The sequence below is a fragment of the Roseibium sp. TrichSKD4 genome (genome assembly GCF_000148725.1).
Classification (GTDB): Bacteria; Pseudomonadota; Alphaproteobacteria; order Rhizobiales; family Stappiaceae; genus Roseibium.
The window spans coordinates 133,225-158,045 of the sequence record NZ_GL476317.1; the positions used below are offsets into that span (position 1 = coordinate 133,225).

General features: G+C 53.3%; 16 protein-coding genes, 1 tRNA gene, 2 rRNA genes and 1 pseudogene. 8 read left to right on the forward strand and 12 right to left on the reverse strand.

Annotated features, from left to right (window positions below):
- Window positions 1–100 precede the first annotated feature (100 nt).
- From TRICHSKD4_RS15475 to TRICHSKD4_RS15485, 3 genes are all read left to right on the forward strand, one after another.
- Complete coding sequence (locus tag TRICHSKD4_RS15475) at window positions 101–1,627, forward strand: TolC family protein (RefSeq protein ID WP_040616985.1); 1,527 nt, start codon at window positions 101–103, stop codon at window positions 1,625–1,627.
- 98 nt (window positions 1,628–1,725) lie between these two features.
- Window positions 1,726–3,315, forward strand: coding sequence for a hypothetical protein (locus TRICHSKD4_RS15480; protein WP_009467824.1), 1,590 nt, complete (start codon window positions 1,726–1,728; stop codon window positions 3,313–3,315).
- 132 nt (window positions 3,316–3,447) lie between these two features.
- A complete protein-coding gene (locus TRICHSKD4_RS15485) occupies window positions 3,448–3,765 on the forward strand; it encodes a PilZ domain-containing protein (protein ID WP_168157037.1) in 318 nt (105 codons plus the stop codon).
- A gap of 152 nt (window positions 3,766–3,917) precedes the next feature.
- Here the strand turns inward: TRICHSKD4_RS15485 and TRICHSKD4_RS15490 are convergent, their stop codons facing one another.
- Window positions 3,918–4,535: an HlyD family efflux transporter periplasmic adaptor subunit gene (locus TRICHSKD4_RS15490; protein ID WP_009467826.1), complete on the reverse strand. Its 618-nt coding sequence runs from the start codon at window positions 4,533–4,535 to the stop codon at window positions 3,918–3,920.
- Window positions 4,536–4,587: 52 nt separating this feature from the next.
- Window positions 4,588–5,169: a biotin/lipoyl-binding protein gene (locus TRICHSKD4_RS15495; protein WP_009467827.1), complete on the reverse strand. Its 582-nt coding sequence runs from the start codon at window positions 5,167–5,169 to the stop codon at window positions 4,588–4,590.
- A 238-nt stretch (window positions 5,170–5,407) separates the two neighbouring features.
- Between TRICHSKD4_RS15495 and TRICHSKD4_RS15500 the strand changes: the two genes are divergently transcribed.
- Both TRICHSKD4_RS15500 and TRICHSKD4_RS15505 read left to right on the forward strand, forming a co-directional pair.
- Window positions 5,408–7,531, forward strand: coding sequence for an ATP-binding cassette domain-containing protein (locus TRICHSKD4_RS15500; protein WP_040616987.1), 2,124 nt, complete (start codon window positions 5,408–5,410; stop codon window positions 7,529–7,531).
- Window positions 7,532–7,629: 98 nt separating this feature from the next.
- Window positions 7,630–8,562, forward strand: coding sequence for a hypothetical protein (locus TRICHSKD4_RS15505; RefSeq protein WP_009467830.1), 933 nt, complete (start codon window positions 7,630–7,632; stop codon window positions 8,560–8,562).
- Window positions 8,563–8,622: 60 nt separating this feature from the next.
- On the opposite strand, the gene TRICHSKD4_RS15510 is transcribed toward TRICHSKD4_RS15505, so the two are convergent.
- The 6 genes from TRICHSKD4_RS15510 to TRICHSKD4_RS15535 form a co-directional block, all read right to left on the reverse strand.
- Entirely contained in the window at window positions 8,623–9,669 is a 1,047-nt protein-coding gene (locus TRICHSKD4_RS15510; RefSeq protein WP_009467831.1) for an ABC transporter ATP-binding protein, read from the reverse strand.
- Complete coding sequence (locus tag TRICHSKD4_RS15515; protein WP_009467832.1) at window positions 9,669–10,922, reverse strand: hypothetical protein; 1,254 nt, start codon at window positions 10,920–10,922, stop codon at window positions 9,669–9,671. The genes TRICHSKD4_RS15510 and TRICHSKD4_RS15515 overlap by 1 nt, the downstream gene beginning before the upstream one ends.
- Window positions 10,923–10,926: 4 nt before the next feature.
- Window positions 10,927–12,129, reverse strand: coding sequence for a carbohydrate ABC transporter permease (locus tag TRICHSKD4_RS15520; RefSeq protein ID WP_009467833.1), 1,203 nt, complete (start codon window positions 12,127–12,129; stop codon window positions 10,927–10,929).
- The gene (locus TRICHSKD4_RS15525; RefSeq protein ID WP_009467834.1) at window positions 12,126–13,361 is read right to left on the reverse strand and encodes a carbohydrate ABC transporter permease; all 1,236 of its coding nucleotides are present in this window, start codon (window positions 13,359–13,361) and stop codon (window positions 12,126–12,128) included. Before TRICHSKD4_RS15525 ends, TRICHSKD4_RS15520 begins: the two co-directional genes overlap by 4 nt.
- 56 nt (window positions 13,362–13,417) lie before the next feature.
- Entirely contained in the window at window positions 13,418–14,632 is a 1,215-nt protein-coding gene (locus TRICHSKD4_RS15530) for an ABC transporter substrate-binding protein (protein WP_009467835.1), read from the reverse strand.
- A 133-nt stretch (window positions 14,633–14,765) separates the two neighbouring features.
- The gene (locus tag TRICHSKD4_RS15535) at window positions 14,766–15,881 is read right to left on the reverse strand and encodes a LacI family DNA-binding transcriptional regulator (RefSeq protein ID WP_009467837.1); all 1,116 of its coding nucleotides are present in this window, start codon (window positions 15,879–15,881) and stop codon (window positions 14,766–14,768) included.
- Between the two features lie 417 nt (window positions 15,882–16,298).
- On the opposite strand from TRICHSKD4_RS15535, the pseudogene TRICHSKD4_RS15540 reads away from it, so the two are divergent.
- Together TRICHSKD4_RS15540 and TRICHSKD4_RS29435 are read left to right on the forward strand one after the other, a co-directional pair.
- Window positions 16,299–16,802: pseudogene (locus TRICHSKD4_RS15540) on the forward strand (BMP family ABC transporter substrate-binding protein); the annotation flags it as partial.
- Between the two features lie 57 nt (window positions 16,803–16,859).
- Window positions 16,860–17,986, forward strand: a protein-coding gene (locus TRICHSKD4_RS29435) for an IS3 family transposase (protein ID WP_085979601.1) whose coding sequence is annotated in 2 segments (ribosomal slippage) — window positions 16,860–17,124 and window positions 17,124–17,986 — 1,128 coding nt in all. Because the reading frame shifts where the segments join, the coding sequence is not laid out codon by codon here.
- Window positions 17,987–18,017: 31 nt separating this feature from the next.
- Here the strand turns inward: TRICHSKD4_RS29435 and TRICHSKD4_RS28260 are convergent.
- Window positions 18,018–20,606 (reverse strand): VWA domain-containing protein, encoded by a 2,589-nt coding sequence (locus TRICHSKD4_RS28260; RefSeq protein ID WP_009467840.1) that lies wholly within the window; start codon window positions 20,604–20,606, stop codon window positions 18,018–18,020.
- 104 nt (window positions 20,607–20,710) lie between these two features.
- Here TRICHSKD4_RS28260 and TRICHSKD4_RS28265 point away from each other — a divergent pair, with 104 nt between their 5' ends.
- Window positions 20,711–21,433, forward strand: coding sequence for a LuxR family transcriptional regulator (locus tag TRICHSKD4_RS28265; RefSeq protein ID WP_009467841.1), 723 nt, complete (start codon window positions 20,711–20,713; stop codon window positions 21,431–21,433).
- Between the two features lie 107 nt (window positions 21,434–21,540).
- On the opposite strand, the gene TRICHSKD4_RS15565 is transcribed toward TRICHSKD4_RS28265, so the two are convergent.
- The 3 genes from TRICHSKD4_RS15565 to TRICHSKD4_RS15575 form a co-directional block, all read right to left on the reverse strand.
- Window positions 21,541–21,617 (reverse strand) — tRNA-Met (locus TRICHSKD4_RS15565).
- Window positions 21,618–21,731: 114 nt separating this feature from the next.
- A 5S ribosomal RNA gene (gene rrf / locus TRICHSKD4_RS15570) occupies window positions 21,732–21,846 on the reverse strand.
- Window positions 21,847–22,092: 246 nt separating this feature from the next.
- Window positions 22,093–24,816: ribosomal RNA gene (locus TRICHSKD4_RS15575) — 23S ribosomal RNA — on the reverse strand.
- Between the last annotated feature and the right edge of the window lie 5 nt (window positions 24,817–24,821).

Consider the following 24,821-nt stretch of genomic DNA (forward strand, 5'->3'; position numbering starts at 1 on the left):
GCGCCTTAATTTACGTATGATTAACCCTAACAAAGCTATAAGCGCCCATAGCTATTTATGACCATTGAACTCAACAGCATTGTTTTGGGCGCGTATGCAAATGTTCGGAAGACCAAGCACTAAGGTGTTGCGAAAGAGCTACATTCCATTGGCCCTGGCCATGGTTGTGATGCTGGCAAGCGCCTGCGCGACAAAAAACAGTAACTCTTCGGCAACTGCAACGAACTCTACTTCTCAGTCTGCAGCGCTCGTTCAAGACCAACCGATCCGCCCATCCTTAAATTCCGGAAAAAGCGGCTTTCTGAAGTCCTTTATTCGCGGTGGGTCAGAAGCTGACACGGATCCGATCACAACAGGGTCAATCGGCAGCCAAAAGGGGTCACAAGAAAAAGGCTATTTCCGGAAAAGTGGAAAACTCTCCCTAACCGACGTTGTCTCTCTGACACTCAACACAAACCCGGAAGTCGACATCGCGAAGGCTCAGGAGCTGGATGCGGAAATCGGCATTGAAATCGAAAAAGCCGCCTACCACCCGCAAGTGGACCTGACCGCAACAGTTGGACCTGAGCATGTGCACTCAGAATCTGCGTCAAGTTATGTCACCGACCGGGGAGAAGTGAACCTGCTTGTTGAACAAAAACTGTATGACTTCGGCAAAACCAAAAACGCTGTTGCTCGCCGTCGGCTGCTTCACGAATCTGCAACCCTTCGCAAATCAGATACCCGAGAGAAAATCGCTCTTGAGGTCATGACCGCTTATCTTGGTTACTTGCGCCAATCCGACTTGACCGCCTCGTCTGCCCGCAACGTGCGCGCCCACCAGAGGATGGAAAACCTGGTGCGTATGAATGCTGAGGGCGGCAATGGCACTGCGGCGGATGTCAAGCGCATTGAAACCCGTTTGGATGCCGCGCAAAATGACAAGCTGCAAAACGATGATCGGCTTGAGGACAGCGTAGCCGCTTTCAAGCGACTAACCGAGATGGAACCGAGCAGGGTGTTGCGTCCAAAACGCCTAGCTGCGGTCACCCTCAGCAACGATTATTCAATCGAAGCAATGGTCTACAACAACCCAAAACTTCTTTCGACCGCAGCTGACCAACGGTCGCTGGAAAAGCAACTGGCCCACCAGAAAGCTACACTTTATCCGGAGTTTTTTGCTCAAAGCGAGATGACTTACAAGCACAACGTCTCGGGCGAAACCGGCGAGGGCGGAGAAGTCAAAGGACTGGTTGGCATGCGCTTTCGCCTATATGACGGCGGCAAGCGCCGCCGGCTGATCGACCAGATCAATGCCCGAATCCGGGAAGCGAATGCCCGTCATCGCAAGACCTATCGCGAACTTGTTCAGGAAGCTGAACAAAATCGTCAAGCACTGCGGACAAGCCGCGAGAAAACCGGCTTCCTGTCGGACAGTGTTCAAGCAGCGCGCAAGGTGATTAATGTCTACGAAGAGCAATTCAAGGCTGGCAAGCGCACCCCATTTGAGATGCTAGATGCGCAGCGCGACCTCTATCGCGCGGAGCAGGACGCCATCAACCACCGCTACGATACAGCCATCACCAAATACAAGAACCTGCGCATTCAAGGCAAACTCGCCGACCACCTTGCAAGTGGGAAGCTATGAATGTGGCACTTCAATCAGCTCCGATTTAACCAACAAAAGATTGACGCAGACGCCGCCTCCCCTGCGGCCGGCCAACTTTCACAAATTGTAGGTGCGGCATGAATTCCGAAATCAAAAGCCAAATCCACCGAATGCACTTCGTGCTCGCCCTGTTGATTTGTTTAGGCCTCTGGCAAGCAGAATTTGTCATAACAGCCGTGTCGGCCAATATTTTCCTGAACATGACGATTTTTGGCACATTCGCCTTTGGCGTTTTTGTTGCCTACCGAAATGTATTCAATCTCAAAAACGAATTTATTGCCTATAATTCCTTACGCGAAGACTATGAGGACGTCGTCAACGCCGAGCAACAAGAGGCCGCTGACCCGAATTGGCGCTATTATCGCTGCAAGGAAGATGCGATCATCTTCGTCAAGCCTCAAGCGATTGAACAACCTTTTCAGATTATTTCCGAGGAAATAGCGCGGACCAACAACTTGAACATGACCATCGGCGTCATGCAAAACCTCCTCGACAGCATCGATGCACGGCTGGATGAGCGCCGCTCTTTGATCCAATATATCACCGGCATCCTTGTTTTCCTTGGCCTTATCGGCACCTTTGTCGGTCTTATGGTCACACTTGGGTCTGTCGGTGAGATCATTGGCAGCCTCGATTTGAGTGGAGGCGGTGGCGCCGAGGCCATTCAAGGATTGATGGACGGGCTAAAAGTGCCGCTTCAAGGGATGGCGACCGGTTTCTCGTCTTCTCTTTTTGGATTGATTACCTCACTTGCGCTTGGCCTGATGTCCCGGTTCAGCAATCAGGCATCGGGAAGCCTTCGCACCAGCTTCGAAACCTGGCTGGCAGGTTTGGCCAAGGTAGATGCCGATGGCGGTACCGGGAACGGTGCAGGCTTGGGCATTCAGGAACGGCAGCTGTCCCTGATTTTCCGGGCCGCCCGACTGTCGATGGTTTCAAACTCTCGTGTTGCAGCAACCGTCGAACAGATGGCCAAAACAACAGACAAAATGATAGCGACGCAGCTGGAAACCAACAGCACCAATACCGAAATCGCCTCTTCCGTACACAGCTTGGCAGAAAGCCAAACGGAATCCACCAAGGCGCTCACGCATATGGCCAGCTTGCTGGAGACACGTGAGGAGCTTGAAACACTCGTTTCCGATCTCAAACAAGACACGGTTCGGCAAGCTGAAAACTATTCTCGCCTAACCGGCGAAATGGATCGCTTGACTTCGCAACATGTTGATTTGCAAGAACATGCTGCAGCAGCTGCAGAAAACTACGTCCAGCGAGACGAACTGGCCTGGCTAATCAACGAAACACAGGAACATGTGAACGTAGAGTTCACCCGTGTACATGCCTCCGTTGAAAACATGGGCAAGCTGCTCAGCGAAATCGACGAAACACTCGATCTCAATGCCCACGCCATGCGCAGCAGCCATTTGGAGCTCAGCGAAAAATCACAGGAAATCAGTCAGGAACTGACAGCTGCAATTACGGCATCGAGAGAAGCCATTCGCCGTGCGGACGAGCAGGTCGAACGTGAACTTGAAAATGCGATCCAAGACCTCAAAGAATTTACGAAAATGAATATGCCATATTTCCCGCCCAAAGAGCGGGCGGCCCATGTCGATACCCAAAAACCTGAACCTGGAAGGCGTCGTCGTTTCCGCTTCTTCAGGTAACATGAAACCTAATTGTCTATTGGATATTTAAAAATGCCAACCCAACAACACTATGCACACGAAACGAGCCAAGAGATGAAGCAAAAAGCCGGTCTTTTCGGTCGAATTTTCCGAAGAAAAAAGAAAACCATTTTGACAGCCGCAAACCGGCGGCATGCGCGCTACCCTTGCTCGTGTATAGGCAAGGTATCGATTGGTAACCGCGCCCTGACCCTTGACGGGCTCGTAACGGAAGTCGCCCTTGGAGGCATAAAGTTCCGCCCCGCCAAGGTCTATCTTCTGGATATGCGCGGCGTGCAGGTCTCGATCGAGTTCGGCGGATTGAAAGTCGTCGGAAAAATCGTTGCCACACGCCCTGACGGCTATGGCATCGCCTTCTTCGACCAGTTAGAGGAAAATACTCTTGACGAGCTGGTCTCTGAGTTTGGCATTGAAAATGACGAAGATTAAAATACAAAACTCAGCCGACTACTGAGAATGAAGTAACAGGCACCACATAAAATTACTGATCTGTTTTTATTAACTGTCTCACGATGCTTAAACTATAATATTATTCGGACTAACCGAAACCCTTTGAAACTGACCCAACCTAAATACCTTTCTTAGAGCTCTCTGAGAGCCTTTTCCTGAACAGCCCTGATTGGCGTCAACAGGAAGTCAAGGATTGTCCGTTTTCCGATGATTATATCCACCTCGGCTGCCATCCCGGCCAATATCGGCTTGTCTTCCCCGAAGGTTGATGTGTTCGCTTCGAGCTTGACCCAATAGTGCGGGTCTTCTTCTTCGCTTTGCAGAATGTCCGTCGAGATATCGACGACTTTGGCCTCCAGACCCCCATGTAGCGAATAATCGTAAGCTGATAGTTTCACGACGGCCGGAAGACCGACCCAGACCTTCGCGCGATCCTTTGGAGACAAGCTGATATCAATGGATATCGGAGCATCAGTGGGAACCAATTGAACGAGGTTCTGTCCACTGCGGACCACGCCACCAATGGTCGTTTGAAAGAGACGGTGGACTTTTCCATCAATCGGAGCCCGCACTTCGCTGCGCAGGTTTCGGTCACTCATAGCAGTGAGTGTCTGGTTCAGTTCATCAATGGCTCGCAGCGCGTCAATTTTCTCTGCCTCCGCCTCGGAGCGGAATTTCAACGCAAGTTCAGATTTTCGCCGCATGATCTCACTGAGTTCTGCTTCGATCTGGGGGATCTGGTGGGTCAAATCTGAAATCTTGGTTTCAATCTGCTGCAGGCGTGACTTGGTCTCCAGAAGTTCATTGCGAGAAACTGCTCCGACTCAACAGTTTGACAGGATTGTTACGCGCTCTCCGCAGATGTATCATCTGATGCTCCAGCCGGTTTCCTTTCTGCTTTCCAGCACCTTGCGCGTCGTGATCTTCAAGGATCAGGTGCTGCTGCTCTAGAGACTGTTGACGCGAATTGAAAAGATCACGCTCATCGGCAACCACATCGGGGACTGCGTTTATCATGTCCTGCGAGAATTCAAGCACCGGCAGGTTTTGGCTTTCTGCTTCCAGGCGCACCAATTCGGCCTGCCGGGACAGGAGCAGTTTCTGGGCCTTTTCATACTCGGCACGGGAAAACGGGTCTCGAATTGTCAAAAGAACATCGCCCTTTTTGACGAATTGCCCTTCCCGTACGAGAATTTCCCTGATGATGCCACCTTCCAGATGCTGAACAAACTGGTTCTGCAACGATGGCACAACACGACCCGAACCTCGGGTGACAATATCGATTTGTGTGAATTGGGCCCATGCGAAAACAGCGATCAAGCCCAGCGCAACAATCACCACAAAAAGCTTGTGAGCCCGTGTGGCGATGGTGACTTCATTCAATGTATTCGCTGAGTCTTTCCTGCTTGCGTCATATACGCGATCGCCCTGCATACCCCAACACCCTTTAAACATTACTTTGATAACGTTAGGGAGTTTTTTACATAATTACTTATATCTCATTAACCAAAATTGCTTCTTATACATCTACGAGTTTTTTTGAGGATCGCTTGTGAAATTCGGGAACCTGCTTTCTAAAAAAAGAGCAAGACATGCGCAGCTCAAGGTTTTCGTCCCTTCCATGGGCACCGACCGTGCGGAAAGCGTTTGCGCTCTGGCGTTGGCTGCTGGTGACCCCGAAACTCGCCAAGACGCTGACTTTATCCGTCAGGACCTGGGTGCAGAGACTTCGGCAAGTGGCGATCTGAGCCAGCTTTGTGATCGTCTTGGGCTGGCTCTCAAGGAACTTGCTTTTCCCGTCAAGTCATTGAACAAGCTTGGCTGTCCCTGCATTCTCATCTTTGAAAACGGTCTCTCAGCACTGCTCAAACAGACCGACGGCAACCGTGCCACGCTTCAGATTGCTAATGATGACGTCGATGTGCGGGCTCAGGATGTTCTGCGTGTCACCACCAAAGCACTTGGAACTGTTCACGCGATAACAACTTCACAGCCTGAATGCACCGAAGAATCAAGGACGCTCCCTTCCTCACCAGCCGATACCGATTTACCCAACCCGGGTCTGATCAGGCTGATGGGTCATGTGTATTCGAAAAAGCCGACAGCAATGTCTCTGATCATGGTCACGGCGTTCATCGGCAACTTGATGATGATCGCTCTGCCGCTGTTCGTGATGAGCGTTTATGACCGTGTCATCCCGCATAGTGCCTTTGAAACTCTTTGGGCGCTTGCACTTGGCGTTTTGATCGCGATCAGCATTGATCTTGGCGTTCGGTATGTCCGCTTGAAACTGGCGGATTCCGTGTCGCTCAGCATCACTCAGGCCATGCAGATCCGCCTAATGCAAAGGCTCACCGGCAGCAAACTGGAGAATACACCGCGCAACACGGCAAGCTGGACGTCGGGGTTCCGAGACCTGGAAGCAACGATATCTCTTGTACCAGCCCTGATCCCCGCCCTGATAGTCGATTTGCCGTTTGTTTGCATCGTGCTGGCCTTGATCTTTTCTATTGCCGGGCCGGTCGTGTTGGCTCCCATTGGCGGGATTGCCTTTTTTGCAATCTGGACCCTGATCGGGATGCATGCGCTGAAAAAACGTGGCGGCGAGGATAGCAAACACACAAATGCGAAAACCGAGCTTCTGGCTGAAACCTCCAGCGTCATTCGCACACTAAAGACAATCGGCGCAGAAGATCAACGTGTCGGTGTTTTTCAAAAACTGCTGCGCGATGCGACACGTGCCGGACATGAAATTCGACTGACAACCGGACTTCAGCCTCAGGTCACGATGTTATCGGTGCAAGTGGTGATGGTGGCTGCGATTGTTATCGGCGTCTATCAGATCAGCGCAGGCCTGATGTCCGTCGGTGCGCTAGCGGCCAGCACCCTTTTGGTTGGCCGGGTGCTGTTACCGGCTGGAACTGTCGTTTCACTTACAGGACGCGCCTTCCAATTTGCGAAATCCTATGAACATGTCTGCCGTCTTCTAAAACTGCCTCAGGAAGAGAGCCTTGATCACCTTGCACCACGGACCGTGAAACAAGGAAAATTCTCTCTCAATGCGGTCTCATTCAAATTCTCACAAAGCCCGGTAAATGCACTGAGTGACATTTCCCTGACGGTTGAACCGGGAGAGCGCATTGCGCTGATTGGCCGAAGCGGAAGCGGCAAGAGCACCTTGCTGCAGGTTCTTGTCCGGCTCTTGGAGCCCGGCCATGGCAGTTACAAGATTGACGAGTTTGACGCACGGCAGTTTGAGCCACGTAGCATCCGATCCGCCCTCAGCTACATGCCGCAGGAAACCGAACTTATTGTCGGCACTCTGGCTGAAAACCTCATGCTGGCATATCCGGACGCAAGTCAGGACGACCTCCTAAAAGCGCTTGAGATAGCAGCCGCAGATGACTTTGTGCGCTCCAATGCCTATGGCTTGAGCTTGCCTGTAGGGCGCAATGGGGAAGGGCTTTCGGGCGGAGAGCGCCAATCGATTGGACTGGCAAGAACCCTTTTGCGGCCATCAAAGCTGTTGCTGCTTGATGAACCGACATCGGCTCTCGACAACACAACCGAGAACCGCGTGATCAGAGCGCTTTCAGAAAGTCTGGGTGACAAAACCCTGATTGTTGCAACCCACCGCGTCAATCTTCTGGCACTTGTTGATCGTGTCATCTGGATGGACGGGGGCCGTATTGTTGCGGACGGCCCCAGAGATCAGGTGCTTGCAAAGCTGAAGGCCGCCGCATGAGACCTGAAGCAAACACATTCCTGAAGGCCCTTGGGTTGGGCCTCGTGGCGCTGATCGATCAGATCGCGCCCGGCGACAATGGTTTTGGAGAGTGACACGTGGCGCGTAGAGCAGCTGAAGAAGCCGAAAACCACTGGCCGGGGTTCGTGGATGCCCTCTCGACAATCGTGATGGTTGTCACGTTCCTGCTTATTATTCTGGCCGTCGCCATTTTCGTTTTGTCGCAGAACATCGCCAAAAGCTACATCGAAACCCATTCGGCCAAAACCGAACAAGGTGGGGGAGATAAGATGGACCCTGATCCGGGTTCGGCGACCAAGGAGTTCATGGGGGACAAAAAGGTCGAAGCTCCTGTTCCAGATACAGCAACTGAAAAAATGACGGAAGCGCCGCCGCCTCCGGTACCAACCGAACCAGATCCGACAGTAACGCCGCAACCGCAAGAACCAGTTACTCAGCCGCCTGCACCAACTACATCCGCAACAGCTCCGCAAAGCCTGTCGGATACGCCGAATGAAAACACCGCTCCAAAATCGCCCGGTAAGACGCAGTCCAAGGATACCTTCAACTCGCAACTGGCCGAGGAGTTGAAAGGCAATGACGATGTTGAGGAGGACACGGATCTCTCCATTCTCAGCAGAAAGGTTCCGATTGAGGAAAAACGGATCGTCGTTGCCCCTCAGGACAAGACGGAACAGCCCAAGGCTTCAACTGTCCAAAAAGCCCAAACCATTCTGGTTATCGACTTCCAAAGCGCATCGGTGAAAATGGATGAGGCTGCAGCGAATGAGATCCGTAAGTTCAGCCAGACCAACTCCGCCATTTTGAAGGATCAGAAAGTCACCGTCTGGTCGTTCACAAGCCCTGCAGAAGGATCTGTGTCTCAGGCCAAACGGGTTGCCTATTATCGGGCATTGGCTGCACGGAACAACCTTTTGTCCAGTGGTACCCCGCCGGAAAACATCGGCATTGAAATCCGTTTCACAGACGAGGCCGACAAGACAGATACCGTGCAGCTGGTCGTAAACTAAAGGCAGCTCTGTTCACACCACAACTGCTCTATCATAAATGATGACTCCGTCACCAGCGGGTCAAACCCGCTCGCCGTCGGAGCCAAAGAAATGAGTTCTCTCCGGCGCGAAGGAAAGGCTCACCGGCTCGCCCTCTTCATGAAGTGCGTCGCCAACTGTGCGGACATTGATCTTGCCCAGCGCCCCGCAATCGACAATCGAAAAGCTATCTGCTCCAAGATACTCCACGAAATCAACGATCCCATCACATTGCCCCTCGCCCGATGAGCCGAAGGTGATGTGTTCCGGTCGAATCCCCACTTCTACGGGTTCACCAGACCCTGAATAAGCGCCGCCGCGCCCACCTTCGAGCACATAGTTTCCACCGTCATGGCGACAGGACATCAGGTTCATCTTCGGACTGCCGATGAATTGCGCTACGAACCGGTTGGCCGGGCGTTCATACAGCTCTCGTGGCGTTCCGACTTGAGCAATTCGCCCAAACTCCAGAACAACAATCCGATCGGCCAGGGTCATGGCTTCCACCTGATCGTGTGTCACGTAGATCATGGTGGTCTTCAGCTGCTCATGAAGCTTGGCGATTTCGTACCGCATCTCCACCCGCAAGGCGGCATCAAGGTTCGACAAGGGTTCATCGAACAGGAAGGCTGTGGGATTTCGGACAATGGACCGGCCAATGGCGACGCGCTGTCGCTGCCCGCCGGACAGGTCTTTAGGGCGGCGATCCAAATAGGGTTCGAGTTTCAGAATTTCGGCCGCCGAATTGACCTTTTCCGCGATCTCGGTTTTTGGCGCTCCGGCGGTCTTCAAACCAAACCCCATGTTGTCGCGCACCGACATGTGAGGATAAAGCGCGTAAGACTGGAACACCATGGAAAGGCCGCGCTTTGAGGGTGGTTCTGCCGTCTGATCGGTTCCTTCAATCAAAAGCTGACCTAGGGAGATGTCCTCCAACCCACCGATCATGCGCAGCAAGGTGGATTTTCCGCAGCCAGAAGGGCCGACAAAAACTATGAACTCTCCCTTATCGATGGAAAGATCGACGCCCTTGATGACCTGAACGTCGCCAAACCACTTTTCTATGGCTTCAAGCGTAATCGCACCCATCATGCCGCTCCTTGTTCCTTGGAGGCCCAGCCAAGCCAAACGGCAGCCGTCCACGTAAATGATTGACCGCCTGCCGGAGACCCGTCGGTTGGATCAAAATACTCTGCAAACCCGTGCTGTCGGATCACCTCACGGGTGACCTCGCGCACGTGGGACGCAAGAGAGTGCTTATGTTCTTCAAGCCCCAGTCCAATGAGGAAATTCATGAACGCCCATGTCGGTCCGCGCCAATAGCGTTTGCTGTCGAACTTTTCGCCGTTCGGATCATAGCTGGCGACGCCGAATTGAACCTGCTGGAGCGATCTTTCGAGGTGTTCTGCCTGCTCTTTGCTGTCGAGCCCGGCGAGCCAACAAAGATAGGACGCGTTGGAAATGGTGCCGGTCCATTCACCGGTTTTGGCGTCGCGGCTGTCGTAACTGTTCAGGTTGGGGTTCCAGAGAGACGCGGCACCCTGTTCCAAAAGCGCAATTTCCTCTGCCATGCCGGAGGTGTCCAGACCCAGTTCTTCGCCGGTCCTCAGAAGATCGCGATGCGCCCTCAAGAGGAGAAACGTCATGGTCGGGTCGGCTATTCGAAACGGGTTTTCTTCCAACAGCGCGGCCTGATCCCATTTGAGGCGATTGCCCATCTGAACGAGCCAGATATAGCGGTCGTAATCATATTTGGTCGGACGCATCGAGCCGTCGACATGTGATGTGTCCCGGCGCTGATATTCTCCAACACCCACCGGATCAATTCGCGCCATGACAGCATCCCAATCTGGCGCATTGTCCCGTCCTGCCTCCCAAGGATGGGTCACACAGACGGCTCCTTGATCCAGACGCCAGCTTAAAAACCACGTGTGCCAAGCCCGCAGTTTTGGCAACAAGACCTTGAATCGGTCAGCCCCTGCACCCCGGTCCTTTTCCCAAATGATCCGCGCCATCGTTGCTGCGACGGGCGGCTGAGTGATGCTGGACGACGGAATTGGACCTGTCCCACCCCAAACATCGGGGCCAGGGAAATAGCCGGGGTCCGGCTTGTGAAACAGGATGTGCGGCACCATGCCGTCATCCCACTGGCCGGTGAACAGGGTTTCCAGTTCCTGCCACGCGCGAACGTTATCGAATTCGGCAAAGCCCATCGCCGTGATGGCGCTGTCCCAGTTCCATTGATAGGGATAAAGGCCTGCAGTCGGGATTGTGTATCCGCCACGGTCATTTTGCAGGAGGATGTTTCGCGCTTCTTCCGAGCGACTGACTTGGGTCAACATGTCTTTATCCTTTGACAGAACCTGCGGTCAGGCCCTTGGTCATGAAACGTTCAAGCCCCAGAAACATAGCCATGATTGGAACGGTCGCAATGACCGCCCCTGCCATAAGGTGTTGTCTGGGAATTTCGGATGAGTTGAGGCTGGCAATACCGCGCGTCAGCGTGAACTTTGACGGATCGTCCAGTAGCATGAACGCAAGAAGGAATTCGTTCCAGGCGATCATGAAAACATAGAGCGAGACTGAGGCCAGTGCTGGCAAAGCGAGTGGCAGTGTGATTTTCCAAATCACAGCCAAACGGGACAAGCCATCCATCAGGCCCGCTTCCTCGATCTCCGCCGGAAGCCCTCTGAAATAGCCCTGCAGCATGTAAAGCGCCACGGGAATTGTTGTGACCGGGTAGATCAACACAATCCCGAACAGCGAGTTGCGCAAGCCGGTCATGGAAAAGGCGATGTAGATCGGCAAGGCCAGAACGATCATCGGCACCATGTAGATCAGCAGGATCGACCTTGAAAACGCTGCCCGACCCTTGAACCGCAACCTTGCGACTGCGTAAGCCCCCAGCACGCTGAACGCTAGAGTGACGAGGACGGTGACAACCGAAATTCCGAAGGAGTTGATCAGATAGGTGCCGAAGTTAAAATCCTGAAACAGCTCCTGATAGGACCGTAGAAGGCCAAACCCTTTTGAAAGGTCCAGTGAGAAATCCAGCGGATTTTGCAGCAATTCCGACTGGTTTTTCAGGCTGGTCATCACCATCACGTAGAACGGAATGAGGACGATGGCCGTAAAAAAAATGTAGCCAAAGCCGGTGAGAAACCGGATCACCGCTGCTTCAAATTCATGTCTGGACAAGGGACCTTTCACGACGCTGTCCAAGATCACTAAGAGCCCGAGGACACCAAACCCGGCAGCCGCGCCATGGCCAATAATTGCAGCCAGAAGCAACACGTCTCCCGACAACATCGGGCCAAACCCGAGATACCCGATCGCACCGACACCTACTCCGAAGATCTTTGCAACCGTTCGCCCATGAATGACGGCAAGTCCCGCCAAAACACCCCAGAAAAGCGATAGAATGACCGATGGGCGGAACGCGTCACCCGTTGCAAAACTCATAGTCACGGCAACTGTGCTGGATATGGTCAGGAACCAAAGTGCGCCAAGCAAGGGAGCAGTGACATAGCCATTTCGCAAAAAACTCATAGCCCTTCCTCCTGACTGATGAATTTGAAGAAGAAGAAGGAAAAGCCGAGAAGGCAGCAGAAAATCACGACCGCAACAGCCGCACCTGCGCCGATATTGGAAATCGCGAAGGCTTGTTCATAGACATTCACGGTCAAGGTCCGCGTGCCCGCATTGCCTCCCGTCAGCAGGAAGATGTCGTCGAACTTGTTGAAGGTCCAGATGAACCGCAAGAGGAATAGAACCGACAGAATGCCGAGGAGCTGGGGAAGGCTGAGATACCAGAACTTCTGGAACGGACTCGCACCATCCATATCGGCAGCCTCATACATATCCGTGTCGATGGACTGCATGCGCGCGAGGATGAACAGGAAAGACAGCGGGAAATACCGCCAGATCTCGAAAACCGTCACCATGATGAGCGCTAGCGGGCGTTCACCGAAGAAATTAATCGCCTCGTCCGTCACACCCATTTGGACAAGCAGAGCATTGGCGCTGCCGGAAAAAGGGTCGAACAGAATGAGCCAGGAAAACGCCACCGCGATAATTGGCGCGACATACGGAAACAGGTAAAGCCCTCGCAATATGCCCTGCCCTTTGAAGGACTTGTTCAAAAGGAGCGCTGCAAATAGCCCCACCACAATGGCGCCGATGGTTCCGAACACGGTGTAGAATATTGTGACGCCAAGGACTTCCCAAAATTCTTCGCCATCGAAAATCCGGGCGAAATTCTCGGCTGTGAATGTGAGATTGGTTAGGATATTGTCCGCATCGCCCGACACACGAGGCGCGCTGGCTTCCACCAGTTCTTCGGCCTCATCCTTGTTCTGCGCGGCAACTGGAAACTTGAGGCGCGTGCGAAATCCGCCTTCAATTGTCCCGAATTCACAGCGAAGAACAGACCCCTGAACAGCGCATTCCTCGGGGAGATCACCAAGAAACTCGATTTGCGCCGGAAGATCATCCTCCAACACGACATTGCCTATAGCCTGTTCCTGACTTGAATTGCGCAACCGATACTCGATGCGCATGTCCTCTCCGCTCCCGCGAAGAGACTCTCGTACGATCGGAGCCGTTGGGCGCAAATCAGCCAAGCCTATTGGCTTTACACTGATCCAGAAGATGGCCAGCAAAGGCAGGATGACGACGAGCGCGACACTTATGATCGTCGGTGCAAGCAGCCCCCAGGCAAGACGGGCCTCTCGCCTTGCAAGCGGGGTGGTTCCGCTTGGCGGTAGTGAAGAAACAGACATGAGCTTAATCCGGATGGTGCTGCCCCGGCGCTTGCCGGGGCAGCGAACGGCAAGGCTTACTGGACTTTTGCCAGCTCGTCGTTCATGGCAGCAACAGCTGCTGGCCCATCAACTTCGCCATCGATGAACTGACGGACTACACGGTTGATCGCCTGACTGTTGATGATCTTGGAGGCAAGGCTAAGCTGGCCTTCAGAGACCCCCCAGCGCTGCGCCACGTCCAAACCGCCAACGATTTCGTCGATCATTTCCTGCGCATAAAGATCGCCAAGCGGTGCTTTGCGGTCCACACCCACAGGGAGTTTGGACCAAGCCTCGGTAAAGGCTGCTGGATTGTCAGCGTTACCACGGCGAACCGGGAATTTGCCTTCCGGAGCGATCGACAGGGTCTGTGTGTATCCTTCGTCCATGGAGTATTTCACAAAATCCATGGCTGCATCGGTATCTGCATCTGATGTGATGCCGAAGTAGCGAATGTCACCCCAAGCGGCCCCATCTGGATTGGACGGACCGGAGAAGTTGGTCACGATGCCAGTTTTGGACGCCAGTTCGCTGGATGTCGGGTCGTCATTGATGGTTGGCGGTGCGCTGTCACGAAGACCGGCCAGCTCGTCCAGAATGAACGGAGACCAGATAATCATTGCCGCGTCGCCTGCAAAATAAAGCTCGCGAGACTGTTTCCAGTAAAGGTCGCCCGGAGGAGATGCCTTGGCCAGCTTCTTGTAAAACTCCAGAACTTCGATGGTTTTTGCCTCGTCAAGCGGAGCAAAACCGGAGCTATCAACCGGGGAGACGCCGTTTGACAGGAATACATGCTCCAGAACCTGGCTCATGAAGTTTTCATCAACCTTCGTGGCTGCCACGAAACCAAACATTTCCGGTGGGTTGTGGAGCTTTTCCAGAGCTGCTTCCACAGCAGCATAGGAGGTGGGAGCCTCAAGGCCGTTGGCGTCAAAAAGGTCCTTCCGGTAGACGATCATCTGCGTCCAGCCATCAACTGGCACGGAAGCATAGTCGCCTTCAAATGTTGCCATTCCAAGCGCGCCTTGCGCAAAAGTTCCCTTGCCCAACGCGTCAACAACTTCTGTTGCAGCTTCTGTGTCGAGAATGCCAGCTTCCGCCCATGGCAGAGCGTATTGTAGAGTGTGATAGATCACATCTGGCAGATCACCGGCAGCAAAGGCTGCTGTTGCACGGGTTCCAAGATCAGATTCACTGACCGGGATCACTTCGACAGAGGTGCCGGTTTTCTTTTCGAAATCAGCTGCCATTTCCTGTTGTTTGGCGAGGCGTTCTGGTTACTCTTCTGTTGTCCAGAACCGGATCGTGTCCGCCTGAACAGCTGCAACAGTCATCGGCAGGACCATGGCGGTCGTAGCCAGCAATCTGCTGAAATAGGTCATGTTATTCCTCCACTTGGCGTTTCGCATTTGAGATTATCGTTGCGAGTTCGGCCGACGTTCTCATCGCTGGTCCGTGAGACCCGCGCGCAACAAAGGTTGCGGGCAGAACTTGACGCAGATTTTCTGGAGCTGCGCCGTTAATTCGTTCGATCAGGAGCGCTGTCAGGCGGCGGCCTGCATCGCGTACATCGGCAGAAAAGGTGGTGAGTTTCGGGGCGACCAGCTCCCCTTCCTCGATGCCATCATAGGAAATCACCGACAGATCCGACCCTATCTGAAGGTTATAGTTTTGGGCCGCCTCATAGGCTCCGAGTGCCGCACGGTCGACCGAGCACACAAGCGCCGTTGGCGGTGTCGCGAGGTTCAAGAGCTGATCTGCGGACGCAGCTCCGTCTGTCCGATTGAGAGCCGGCTCGGACACCAGATCCGGATCAAAAGCCAGACCGCATTTTAGCAATCCGGCGCGGTAGCCTTCCATCCGCAAGCGCGCGTAGGTGTAGCGCTCTGCACCAGGCACGAAACCAATTCGCCGATGGCCAAGTGCAAACAGACGCTCGACAGCTTCTTGGGTTGCCGCCTCACTTGAAATGTCAAACCACGCACATCCGTCAGAGTTTCTGGTCCGGCCATAAAGAACGAAGGGAACTTTCGCTCCTCTCAAGAAGGCTATGCGCAGGTCTTCCCACAACGTTCGTGGAAGAATGAACCCATCCGCCTTATGCTCATCTGCCAATTTGCAGAGAAGTCGCAAAGTGTCTTCATCGCTGGCGGCTGTCGAAACAGTCACCGTCCAATCGGCTTCAGAGGCGGCTTGTGAAATCCCGGCCAGAAAATCGGCAAGGAACGGGCGGTGTCGATCATGTTCATTAAGTTGAAGCACCAAACCGATGGCCCGCAAACGACCCGTGCGGATCGCCTGTGCATTGGCTAGTGGCCTATACCCCAAGGACCGTGCAGCTTCGCGTACCCGCAAACGCGTGGTGTCGGAAATATCCGGATAGCCGTTCAAGGCGCGACTTACTGTGCTCTTGGTCATTCCAAGCTCACTGGCAACATCGTTGATCGTGACACGCTGTCGCCGCAACGCCGAACGCACCTTATGAGCGCGCGTCTCCACGTTACTTTCCTCCCGTTTGGGAGTATTGAAGTTACCGAAACCGGTTTCGGCAAGCGGTTTTAGATATTTTTCTTAACGGAAGACAATTTTGCTTTCATTTATCCCTACGCAAACTTTGCAGGGGAATAGACCAACACCCGCTGACTTATCGCCAACTCCCCTTTTCTGGACTTTGGGTTTTCTACAGCTGCCATGAAAGTCATTTTTCTTTCCAGCACTCAACAGACCGCTTAGTCACGTCGAATTTTTGCGATTATTTCTCTTTCCTTCCCGAAATACGCGAATCTGATCAAAACACGATCATTTTTTTTGCCAAATGTTCAAATTTTGACCTCTAACGCACAGCGACCAACTTGTGAGCACAGCTGAACTGTGATCCTCTAATGGGTGTAAAAAATCACATCTCAGGGGATTCCAATGGCGCATTTCAAACAGGGTTCCTGGCACCGCCGGGCCTTTCTGATAGCCGCTGTGGCTGCCACCACCGCATTTGGACTTTCACTCCAGCCAAGTTTTGCAGCCGACCAGATCAAGGTTGCCGCAATCTACACAGTACCTGTCGAACAACAATGGGTGAGCCGGATTGACAAGGCTCTGAAAGCTGCCGAAGCGCGCGGAGATATCACCTACACGTTCTCCGAAAATGTTGCCAACACCGACTATGAGCGCGTCATGCGCGAATACGCCGAACAGGGCATGGACCTCGTTGTTGGTGAGGCTTTTGCTGTAGAACGCGCCGCCCGCAAGGTGGCTGCGGAATACCCTGATACAGCGTTTTTGATGGGCTCTTCCTTCGGCGCTGCCAAGCCGAATTTTTCCGTATTTGACAACTGGATCCACGAGCCGAGCTATCTTTCCGGCATGATCGCAGGCGCCAAGACTGAGTCCAACATCATCGGTATGGTCGGCGGTTACGCGATCCTGATCCTCCCCCTTTGAAGTGGTCCATCGTTATGTTTAGGAAAACGGAGGATCAACATGGCTACGAAACGTCACAAGCCAGAAGAAATTGTCTCGAAGTTGCGGCAGGTTGAAGTCCTTGTCGGCCAAGGCATGCCGCGCATTGATGCCATTCGGCAGGTTCGTATCACCGAACAGACGTATTACCGGTGGCGAAAGCAGTATGGTGGGATGGGAACCGACCAACTGAAAGAACTCAAACGCCTTCAGAAAGAGAACGAGCGGCTGCGCAAGGCAGTGTCTGACCTGACCCTGGACAAGTTGATCTTGTCGGAGGCCGCAAAGGGAAACTTCTGAGCCCCGCCCGTCGTCGAGCCTGCATCAATCACATTCGTCAGCATCTCGGCGTGTCAGAGCGCCGAACCTGTCGTGTTCTGGGTCAGCACCGGTCTACGCAGAGGAAACCTCCAGCAGGGCGTGCTGACGAAGAACGTCTTGTGGCGGATATGATCGCACTCGCCCGTGAGTTTGGCCGTTACGGTTACAGGCGTATTGCAGCTCTGCTCAGAGATGCTGGTTGGCATGTGAATGACAAGCGTGTTGAGCGGCTGTGGCGACGAGAGGGGCTGAAAGTGCCAATGAAACAACCGAAGAGAGGGCGGCTCTGGCTGAACGACGGATCATGTGTCCGGCTGCGGCCAGAGTATCCCAATCATGTCTGGAGCTATGACTTCGTGCACTGCCGAACCAATGAAGGAAAAGCGTTCCGGACACTGAACATCCTGGACGAGTATTCCCGAGAGTGCCTGGCAATCCGGGTGAAGCGAAATCTGAACTCCACCGACGTGATTGATGTGCTAACGGATCTCTTCATCCTGCGAGGTGTTCCAGCCTACATCAGATCAGACAATGGGCCGGAGTTCATTGCTCAGGCAGTCAGGGACTGGATCAACGCTGTGGGTGCAAAGACCGCGTACATCGAACCAGGTTCGCCATGGGAGAACGGATACTGCGAGAGCTTCAACGCCCGCCTCCGAGATGAGCTACTCAATGGTGAAATCTTCTACAGCTTAAAGGAAGCACAAATCCTGATTGAACAATGGAGGAAACATTACAATACCAAACGCCCACACAGCGCCTTGGGCTACCGACCACCGGCACCAGAAACCATCGTCCGGATGGACCAAAGCCCAGTCATGCACTAACAATCAAAACGGACCACTCAGGTGGGGCTGATCAAATAAGCTGTGTTTTCAACAACACGGCGCCCGTATCGAGCCGGGTCAAGACCCAATCGCCCTGCAGAAGACCTGGCTGCGCGCCTAGCTCTTCCTCACCGCCCATGGCTTTTGCCTCTGCGCGCCTGCGCGCCAATGCCATCTCCTGATTGCGGTTGACAACCCAGAACGATAGTTCCTCCGCCATGGTCGCAACCTCACCCCCAGCCCCATCGACCGAGCAAATAAGATCGGTTGCTGTTGCAGGATCTTGGGTGTGGTGTCCTTCCTCACCCACCTCCAAACATTGGGTAACCATGTTGCTTTGCTGATGCGGGTTGGTCTGTATCCATTCCCCCGTTGCAACATGGATGAGATCCAGCTGTACAAGCCCAGAGCTCTCATCCACGATCGGCTGCAGAAGCGCAAAGCCCTCTAAAATCGGGATTTCTCTAAGACCGGTTATCGGATCACTATAGGAGCAATAGGCCTCACCTTCACACACAATCACCGCATCTGAACTCTCGGTTTTCCTGAGTAGAACCGGATCCACTGCAGTCTTGATCGCTTGTGCAGATGGCTCGGCACCGTGATCGTCAGCGCTCAGGCCGCTCAAGTCATCTATCTGTTCCAGCTTCACCGGGATCAAACTGGTAGCCCCCGCCAAAAGCACCTCTCCCTCGTAAAGGGCATCGGCTTCGAGGCTCAGCATCAGGTTGGACGTCTTTCCAGCTTCATCCAGCAAGCCAATCATGAGGTTTTCATCGGTTGCGACCGCTTCTGAAACATCCCTTTGCTCTGCGAGCGCTCCATCTCGCGGAGCGTCTTTCAGGACGATCCTGTTTTCCTGAATGAGGAACTCCGCCAGCGCTTGAGCGGTGTCTTCGTGCCGCAGGATCCAGATGCCTTCCGGCACGGTTCCTGTTCCCTTGAATGCAACAAAGGTGCCGGATGAAGCGGCTTGAGGCTTCGCAACAATCGTCTTTGATGCTGCCTTCGTTTCCGTTTCAATCGACGTCTTTTTCAATTCTTCGGCACGGGCAGCGACGGTGTCCGCATCATCCTCCAGCACAACATCGCCGACTAGGATGGTTCCAAGTGGGAGTTCTGCATCTTCGCTCGTGGCGCGATAAAACAGCTCATACTCTCCCGGTTTCTGGGGCAACGTTAAAACCGGGCCTTCCTCCTTGAACTCGAAATATTGCAGCCACTGACTGACAATTTCTTGATCGCCCTGGCGCAGGCTTAGCGTGTTGTTTCGATAAAAATCGCCGCTGATGCGGATCGGAAGGTTTTCGCCGGGGTTACCCTGCCTTGGTCCAAGCCACTCAACGGGAGTTGTATCAACCACCGTTATCGGAAACCGGACGTCTGCCTGACTGAGATCGTAGCCAGTGAGAACAATAATCTCGTAGTTTCCGGGTTTTGTAAAAGTGAAATCATGGGCGGTATATCCCTCCGCATCACTGCCAAACCGTGTTTCCCAATCGATCCTCTGATTGAAATCATTCGTGCCTGCCGGGAACAGACCAACCGTGTATTCCTTGTTCGGTTGAAGCGGCGCCGTGACACCCAGATAAACGTTGTGACTGCTGCCCGTGACACGGTAAGGGCTGGTTTCGATCAGAACAAAGCTGGTTTCGTTGGCCTTGAAAGGCACATCCACACTTTCGAGCGCAGAGGTCACATGGATCGTAATTGAACCGCGTCCTTCCTTGCTGACCGCCTCAATTGTCCATTCGCCTTCCGCAAGTTCCGTCTGTAAGCCCTTGATTACTTCAGCAGAGCGCGTTCGAGTTCCAAGGACAAATCGCTCGCCAGTAGAAACATTGGTTGCCCTAAAAGTTACTTGATCCGGGCGCGAAGTGCCTTCGGCTTCCTTCACGGTCAAGCGGAGCGGTACCAAAGCAAGTGACGTATCGGCTTGTTCTGAAACGGGTTCGGCATTGGTAACCTGACCAAGTGCGTCCTTCAAACTGCCTGCATCATCAGCATCAAAATACGTCCCGCCCGTATTTTCAGCGATGCATTGCAGCTTTTTTCTGTCTGCATCGCTGCCAATTCCAAAGCCGATTACATGGGCTGTAAAGTCAATTCCGTCCCGTTCCAGTTCCTCTGCCAACAGGCATGGATCCGCGTTACAGGTCTCAATCCCGTCGGAAAACAGCACCACAGTCGCCGCTTCTTCACGATATTGAAGTTCCTGAGCAGCCAGCCGGACAGATTGAGACAACGGCGTTTTGCCTTTGGGACGAATGGAATTTATCCGGGTTGATATATCTGCCCCACTTCCGCTGCCCATGGGAACGAGTGTCTCGATATCCCGGCAGTCACCCTTTCTCCGGTGGCCGTAAGCAATCAAACCCACTTGGCCGGTTCCAGCATCCCAAGCCGTTTTGGCTTCAGCGAACGCATCGCGTGCGATCTCAATCTTCGACTTACCGCCGATTTGACCCCACATCGACCCCGACGCATCGAAGATAATCATCGTGTTACGCTGGCTTTCCTCAGCCTTCAGATCAGACCCGATCGGCGAAAGTGCACAAAAAAGAACGAAAACAGAATTAAAGGCCGTTTTTCCCAAAGGGCCCATTTTATTGAAAAACAATTCGAAACTCCTTGTCCCAGACAGCTATTTGACGCAGAGGAACAAAGAGGTTACCCAAGCCTATTGCCGTTTCAAGCTAGGGATTTCCATAGGTTTTTGAACAAATGCACTCGAATGAAGCACAGGACTTGGTTCACACGATTTCAAATGAGACTGACCTAAAGTCTGTTTGGGCAAAAGCGTGTGGCTATTTCTCAGGCCACGGTTTCAATAGTCTTATCTACGCTGATATTAATTCCATCGGCGAAAGTCTCATTCTCAGCAATGCGCCAACACAGTGGATCGAACACTACGAAGCGAGTGGCTATGCTTCCTGTGACCCGTTCTTCAAATACTGCTGCAACACATACGGTTCATTGAGGACAGGTTCCGCCTATCTTTCGCGGTATAAATACCTCCAACCAAAGGAGCGACAGCTCATCCTGGACGCTTCGGAGGCCGGGCTTACAGCTGGTTTTTCAAGCGTCTTTCGGACCAATGGAACGAACGGATGTGGTGGTTGGAATATCCTCTCCGACGCGGGATCGGAGCATGTTGACCAAGTGTTGCAGGACCGGGAAGCAGAATTTCATTTTCTGGCAAATTTTCTGCACTTGCGCATGAAGGATGTGGCGCTGCACGCGCATTCCTCAGCACCCGTTCTGACACGACGTGAACTGGAGTGTCTAAAGTGGCTGTCTGCGGGCCTGCGAACAGCAGAGTTAGCCGATAAACTGGCCATCTCCGGTCCAACGGTTGAATTTCATATCAAAAACGCCCGCGAGAAACTCTCGGCCAAGACACGTGAGCAGGCTGTCGCGCGAGCCGTTTCCTTGAAGCTCTTGTAAGAATCAATGTTTCTCAGGAATATACCAACAGTATCCGGTACCGAGAATCAAGATTAGCTTTTCATGCAAAAAACCCGCCATCATTTTTGATGGCGGGTTTTTATATTTGGTTGCGGGAGCAGGATTTGAACCTGCGACCTTCAGGTTATGAGCCTGACGAGCTACCGGGCTGCTCCATCCCGCGTTATTTCTGTCCGCCTTTCGGCCTTTATGGTCGAATGGGGAGTTTTTGTTGAAGAGTTGTTAGCGCCCAAGTAGCCGATAGGCGATAGCGCATTTTATTATCTGTCATTTGCGGGCCTGGCGGCGACCTACTCTCCCGCGTCTTGAGACGAAGTACCATTGGCGCTGGGGCGTTTCACGGCCGAGTTCGGGATGGGATCGGGTGGGGGCGCCCCGCTTGGGCCACCAGGCCGGCGAAGGACAGATAGTTCTCACGGCTTGTCGCGGCTTTGCCGCTTGCCTGCGAATGCGCGCCCGACGGGCGGCGTCCGTTGGACGCTTCAAACTGTTGATTTGAAGTGGATCCGTGAGAATATGTCGTGAACTGGTCTTATATTGTCGATGAGTTTTTTCAAAGCGCCTGGGGCGCTTTGGTCTCGCACTCAAGTAGGCCTATGGCCGGCAGTGCAAGTATAGATGAACATAGAGTAATGAGAGTAATCAAGCCGAACGAGCTATTAGTAAAGCTAAGCTTCATGCATTGCTGCACTTCCACACGCTTCCTATCGACGTGGTGGTCTTCCACGGCTCTTCAGGGAGAACTGGTTTTGAGGTGGGTTTCCCGCTTAGATGCTTTCAGCGGTTATCCCTTCCGTACATAGCTACCCTGCAATGCGGCTGGCGCCACAACAGGTCCACCAGAGGTACGTCCATCCCGGTCCTCTCGTACTAGGGACAGATCCTCTCAATTCTCCTACACCCACGGCAGATAGGGACCGAACTGTCTCGCGACGTTCTGAACCCAACTCACGTACCACTTTAATTGGCGAACAGCCAAACCCTTGGGACCTGCTCCAGCCCCAGGATGTGATGAGTCGACATCGAGGTGCCAAACAATGCCGTCGATATGGACTCTTGGGCATCATCAGCCTGTTATCCCCGGCGTACCTTTTATCCGTTGAGCGATGGCCCTTCCACGAGGGACCACCGGATCACTATGGCCGACTTTCGTCTCTGCTCGACTTGTCAGTCTCGCAGTCAGGCAGGCTTATGCCATTGCACTCGACGAGCGATTTCCGACCGCTCTGAGCCCACCTTCGCGCGCCTCCGTTACCATTTGGGAGGCGACCGCCCCAGTCAAACTACCCGCCACACACGGTCCCGGATATTGTTGTACCGCGGTTAGATATCCATAAGGACAAGGGTGGTATTTCAAGGGTGACTCCACCTCAGCTGGCGCCAAGGCTTCAACGTCTACCACCTATCCTACACATGTCATTACGAATACCAGTGTGAAGCTGTAGTAAAGGTGCACGGGGTCTTTCCGTCTGACCGCAGGAACCCCGCATCTTCACGGGGAATTCAATTTCACTGAGTCTGTGCTGGAGACAGCGGGGAAGTCGTTACGCCATTCGTGCAGGTCGGAACTTACCCGACAAGGAATTTCGCTACCTTAGGACCGTTATAGTTACGGCCGCCGTTTACTGGGGCTTCAATTCGGTGCTTGCACACCTCCTCTTAACCTTCCAGCACCGGGCAGGCGTCAGACCCTATACGTCGTCTTGCGACTTCGCAGAGCCCTGTGTTTTTGATAAACAGTCGCCACCCCCTGGTCTGTGCCACCCCCTCGTGGTTGCCCACAAAGAGGTCTCCCTTCTCGCGAACTTACGGGAGCATTTTGCCGAGTTCCTTCAGCACAGTTCTCTCAAGCGCCTTGGTATTCTCTACCAGTCCACCTGTGTCGGTTTCGGGTACGGTTTATACGGTGGAGCTATTTCCTGGAACACCTTCGCTGCACCTCCAATCCAATAAGGAGATACAACACACAGCATCCGTCACTACCACCAAGTACAGGAATATTAACCTGTTTCCCATCGACTACGCCTTTCGGCCTCGCCTTAGGGGCCGACTAACCCTGCGCCGATTAGCGTTGCGCAGGAACCCTTGGACTTTCGGCGAGGGAGTCTCTCACTCCCTTTATCGTTACTCATGTCAGCATTCGCACTTCTGATATCTCCAGGTGCCCTCACGGGTCACCCTTCGCAGACTTACAGAACGCTCCGCTACCGCGTGCACAAAGTGCACACCCGCAGTTTCGGTGTATGGCTTGAGCCCCGGTACATTTTCGGCGCGGAGACCCTTATTTAGACCAGTGAGCTGTTACGCTTTCTTTAAATGATGGCTGCTTCTAAGCCAACATCCTGGTTGTTTTGGGATCTCTACATCCTTTCCCACTTAGCCATAACTTAGGGACCTTAACTGGCGGTCAGGGTTGTTTCCCTCTCCACAATGGACGTTAGCACCCACTGTGTGTCTGCCGGATAGTACTTCTCGGTATTCGGAGTTTGGTTAGGATCAGTAAGGCGGTAAGCCCCCATAGCCCATCCAGTGCTCTACCCCCGAGAGTATTCATCCGACGCTCTACCTAAATAGATTTCGCGGAGAACCAGCTATTTCCGAGTTTGATTGGCCTTTCACCCCTAGCCACAAGTCATCCCCGTCTTTTTCAACAGACGTGGGTTCGGTCCTCCAGTGCGTGTTACCGCACCTTCAACCTGCTCATGGCTAGATCACTCGGTTTCGGGTCTAATCCAACGAACTAAAACGCCCTATTCAGACTCGCTTTCGCTGCGCCTACACCTATCGGCTTAAGCTTGCTCGTTAAATTAAGTCGCTGACCCATTATACAAAAGGTACGCTGTCACCCTTGCGGGCTCCAACTGTTTGTAGGCATCCGGTTTCAGGAACTGTTTCACTCCCCTCGTCGGGGTACTTTTCACCTTTCCCTCACGGTACTTGTTCGCTATCGGTCGACAAGGAGTACTTAGGCTTGGAGGGTGGTCCCCCCATGTTCAGACAGGATTTCACGTGTCCCGCCCTACTCGAGGACTGCAAGAATTTCTACCTGTACGGGGCTATCACCCACTAAGGCCCGACTTTCCAGACGGTTCCAGTTCTTATCTCACAGCCACTGGCCTGGTCCGCGTTCGCTCGCCACTACTAGCGGAGTCTCGGTTGATGTCCTTTCCTCCGGGTACTGAGATGTTTCAGTTCCCCGGGTTTGCTCCCTTACGGGTACTCCATACGGAGTGGGTTTCCCCATTCGGAAATCCACGGATCAAAGCTTATTCGCAGCTCCCCATGGCTTATCGCAGCGTATCACGTCCTTCATCGCCTCTTGTCGCCAAGGCATCCACCGAATGCCCTTAAGACACTTGATTACTCT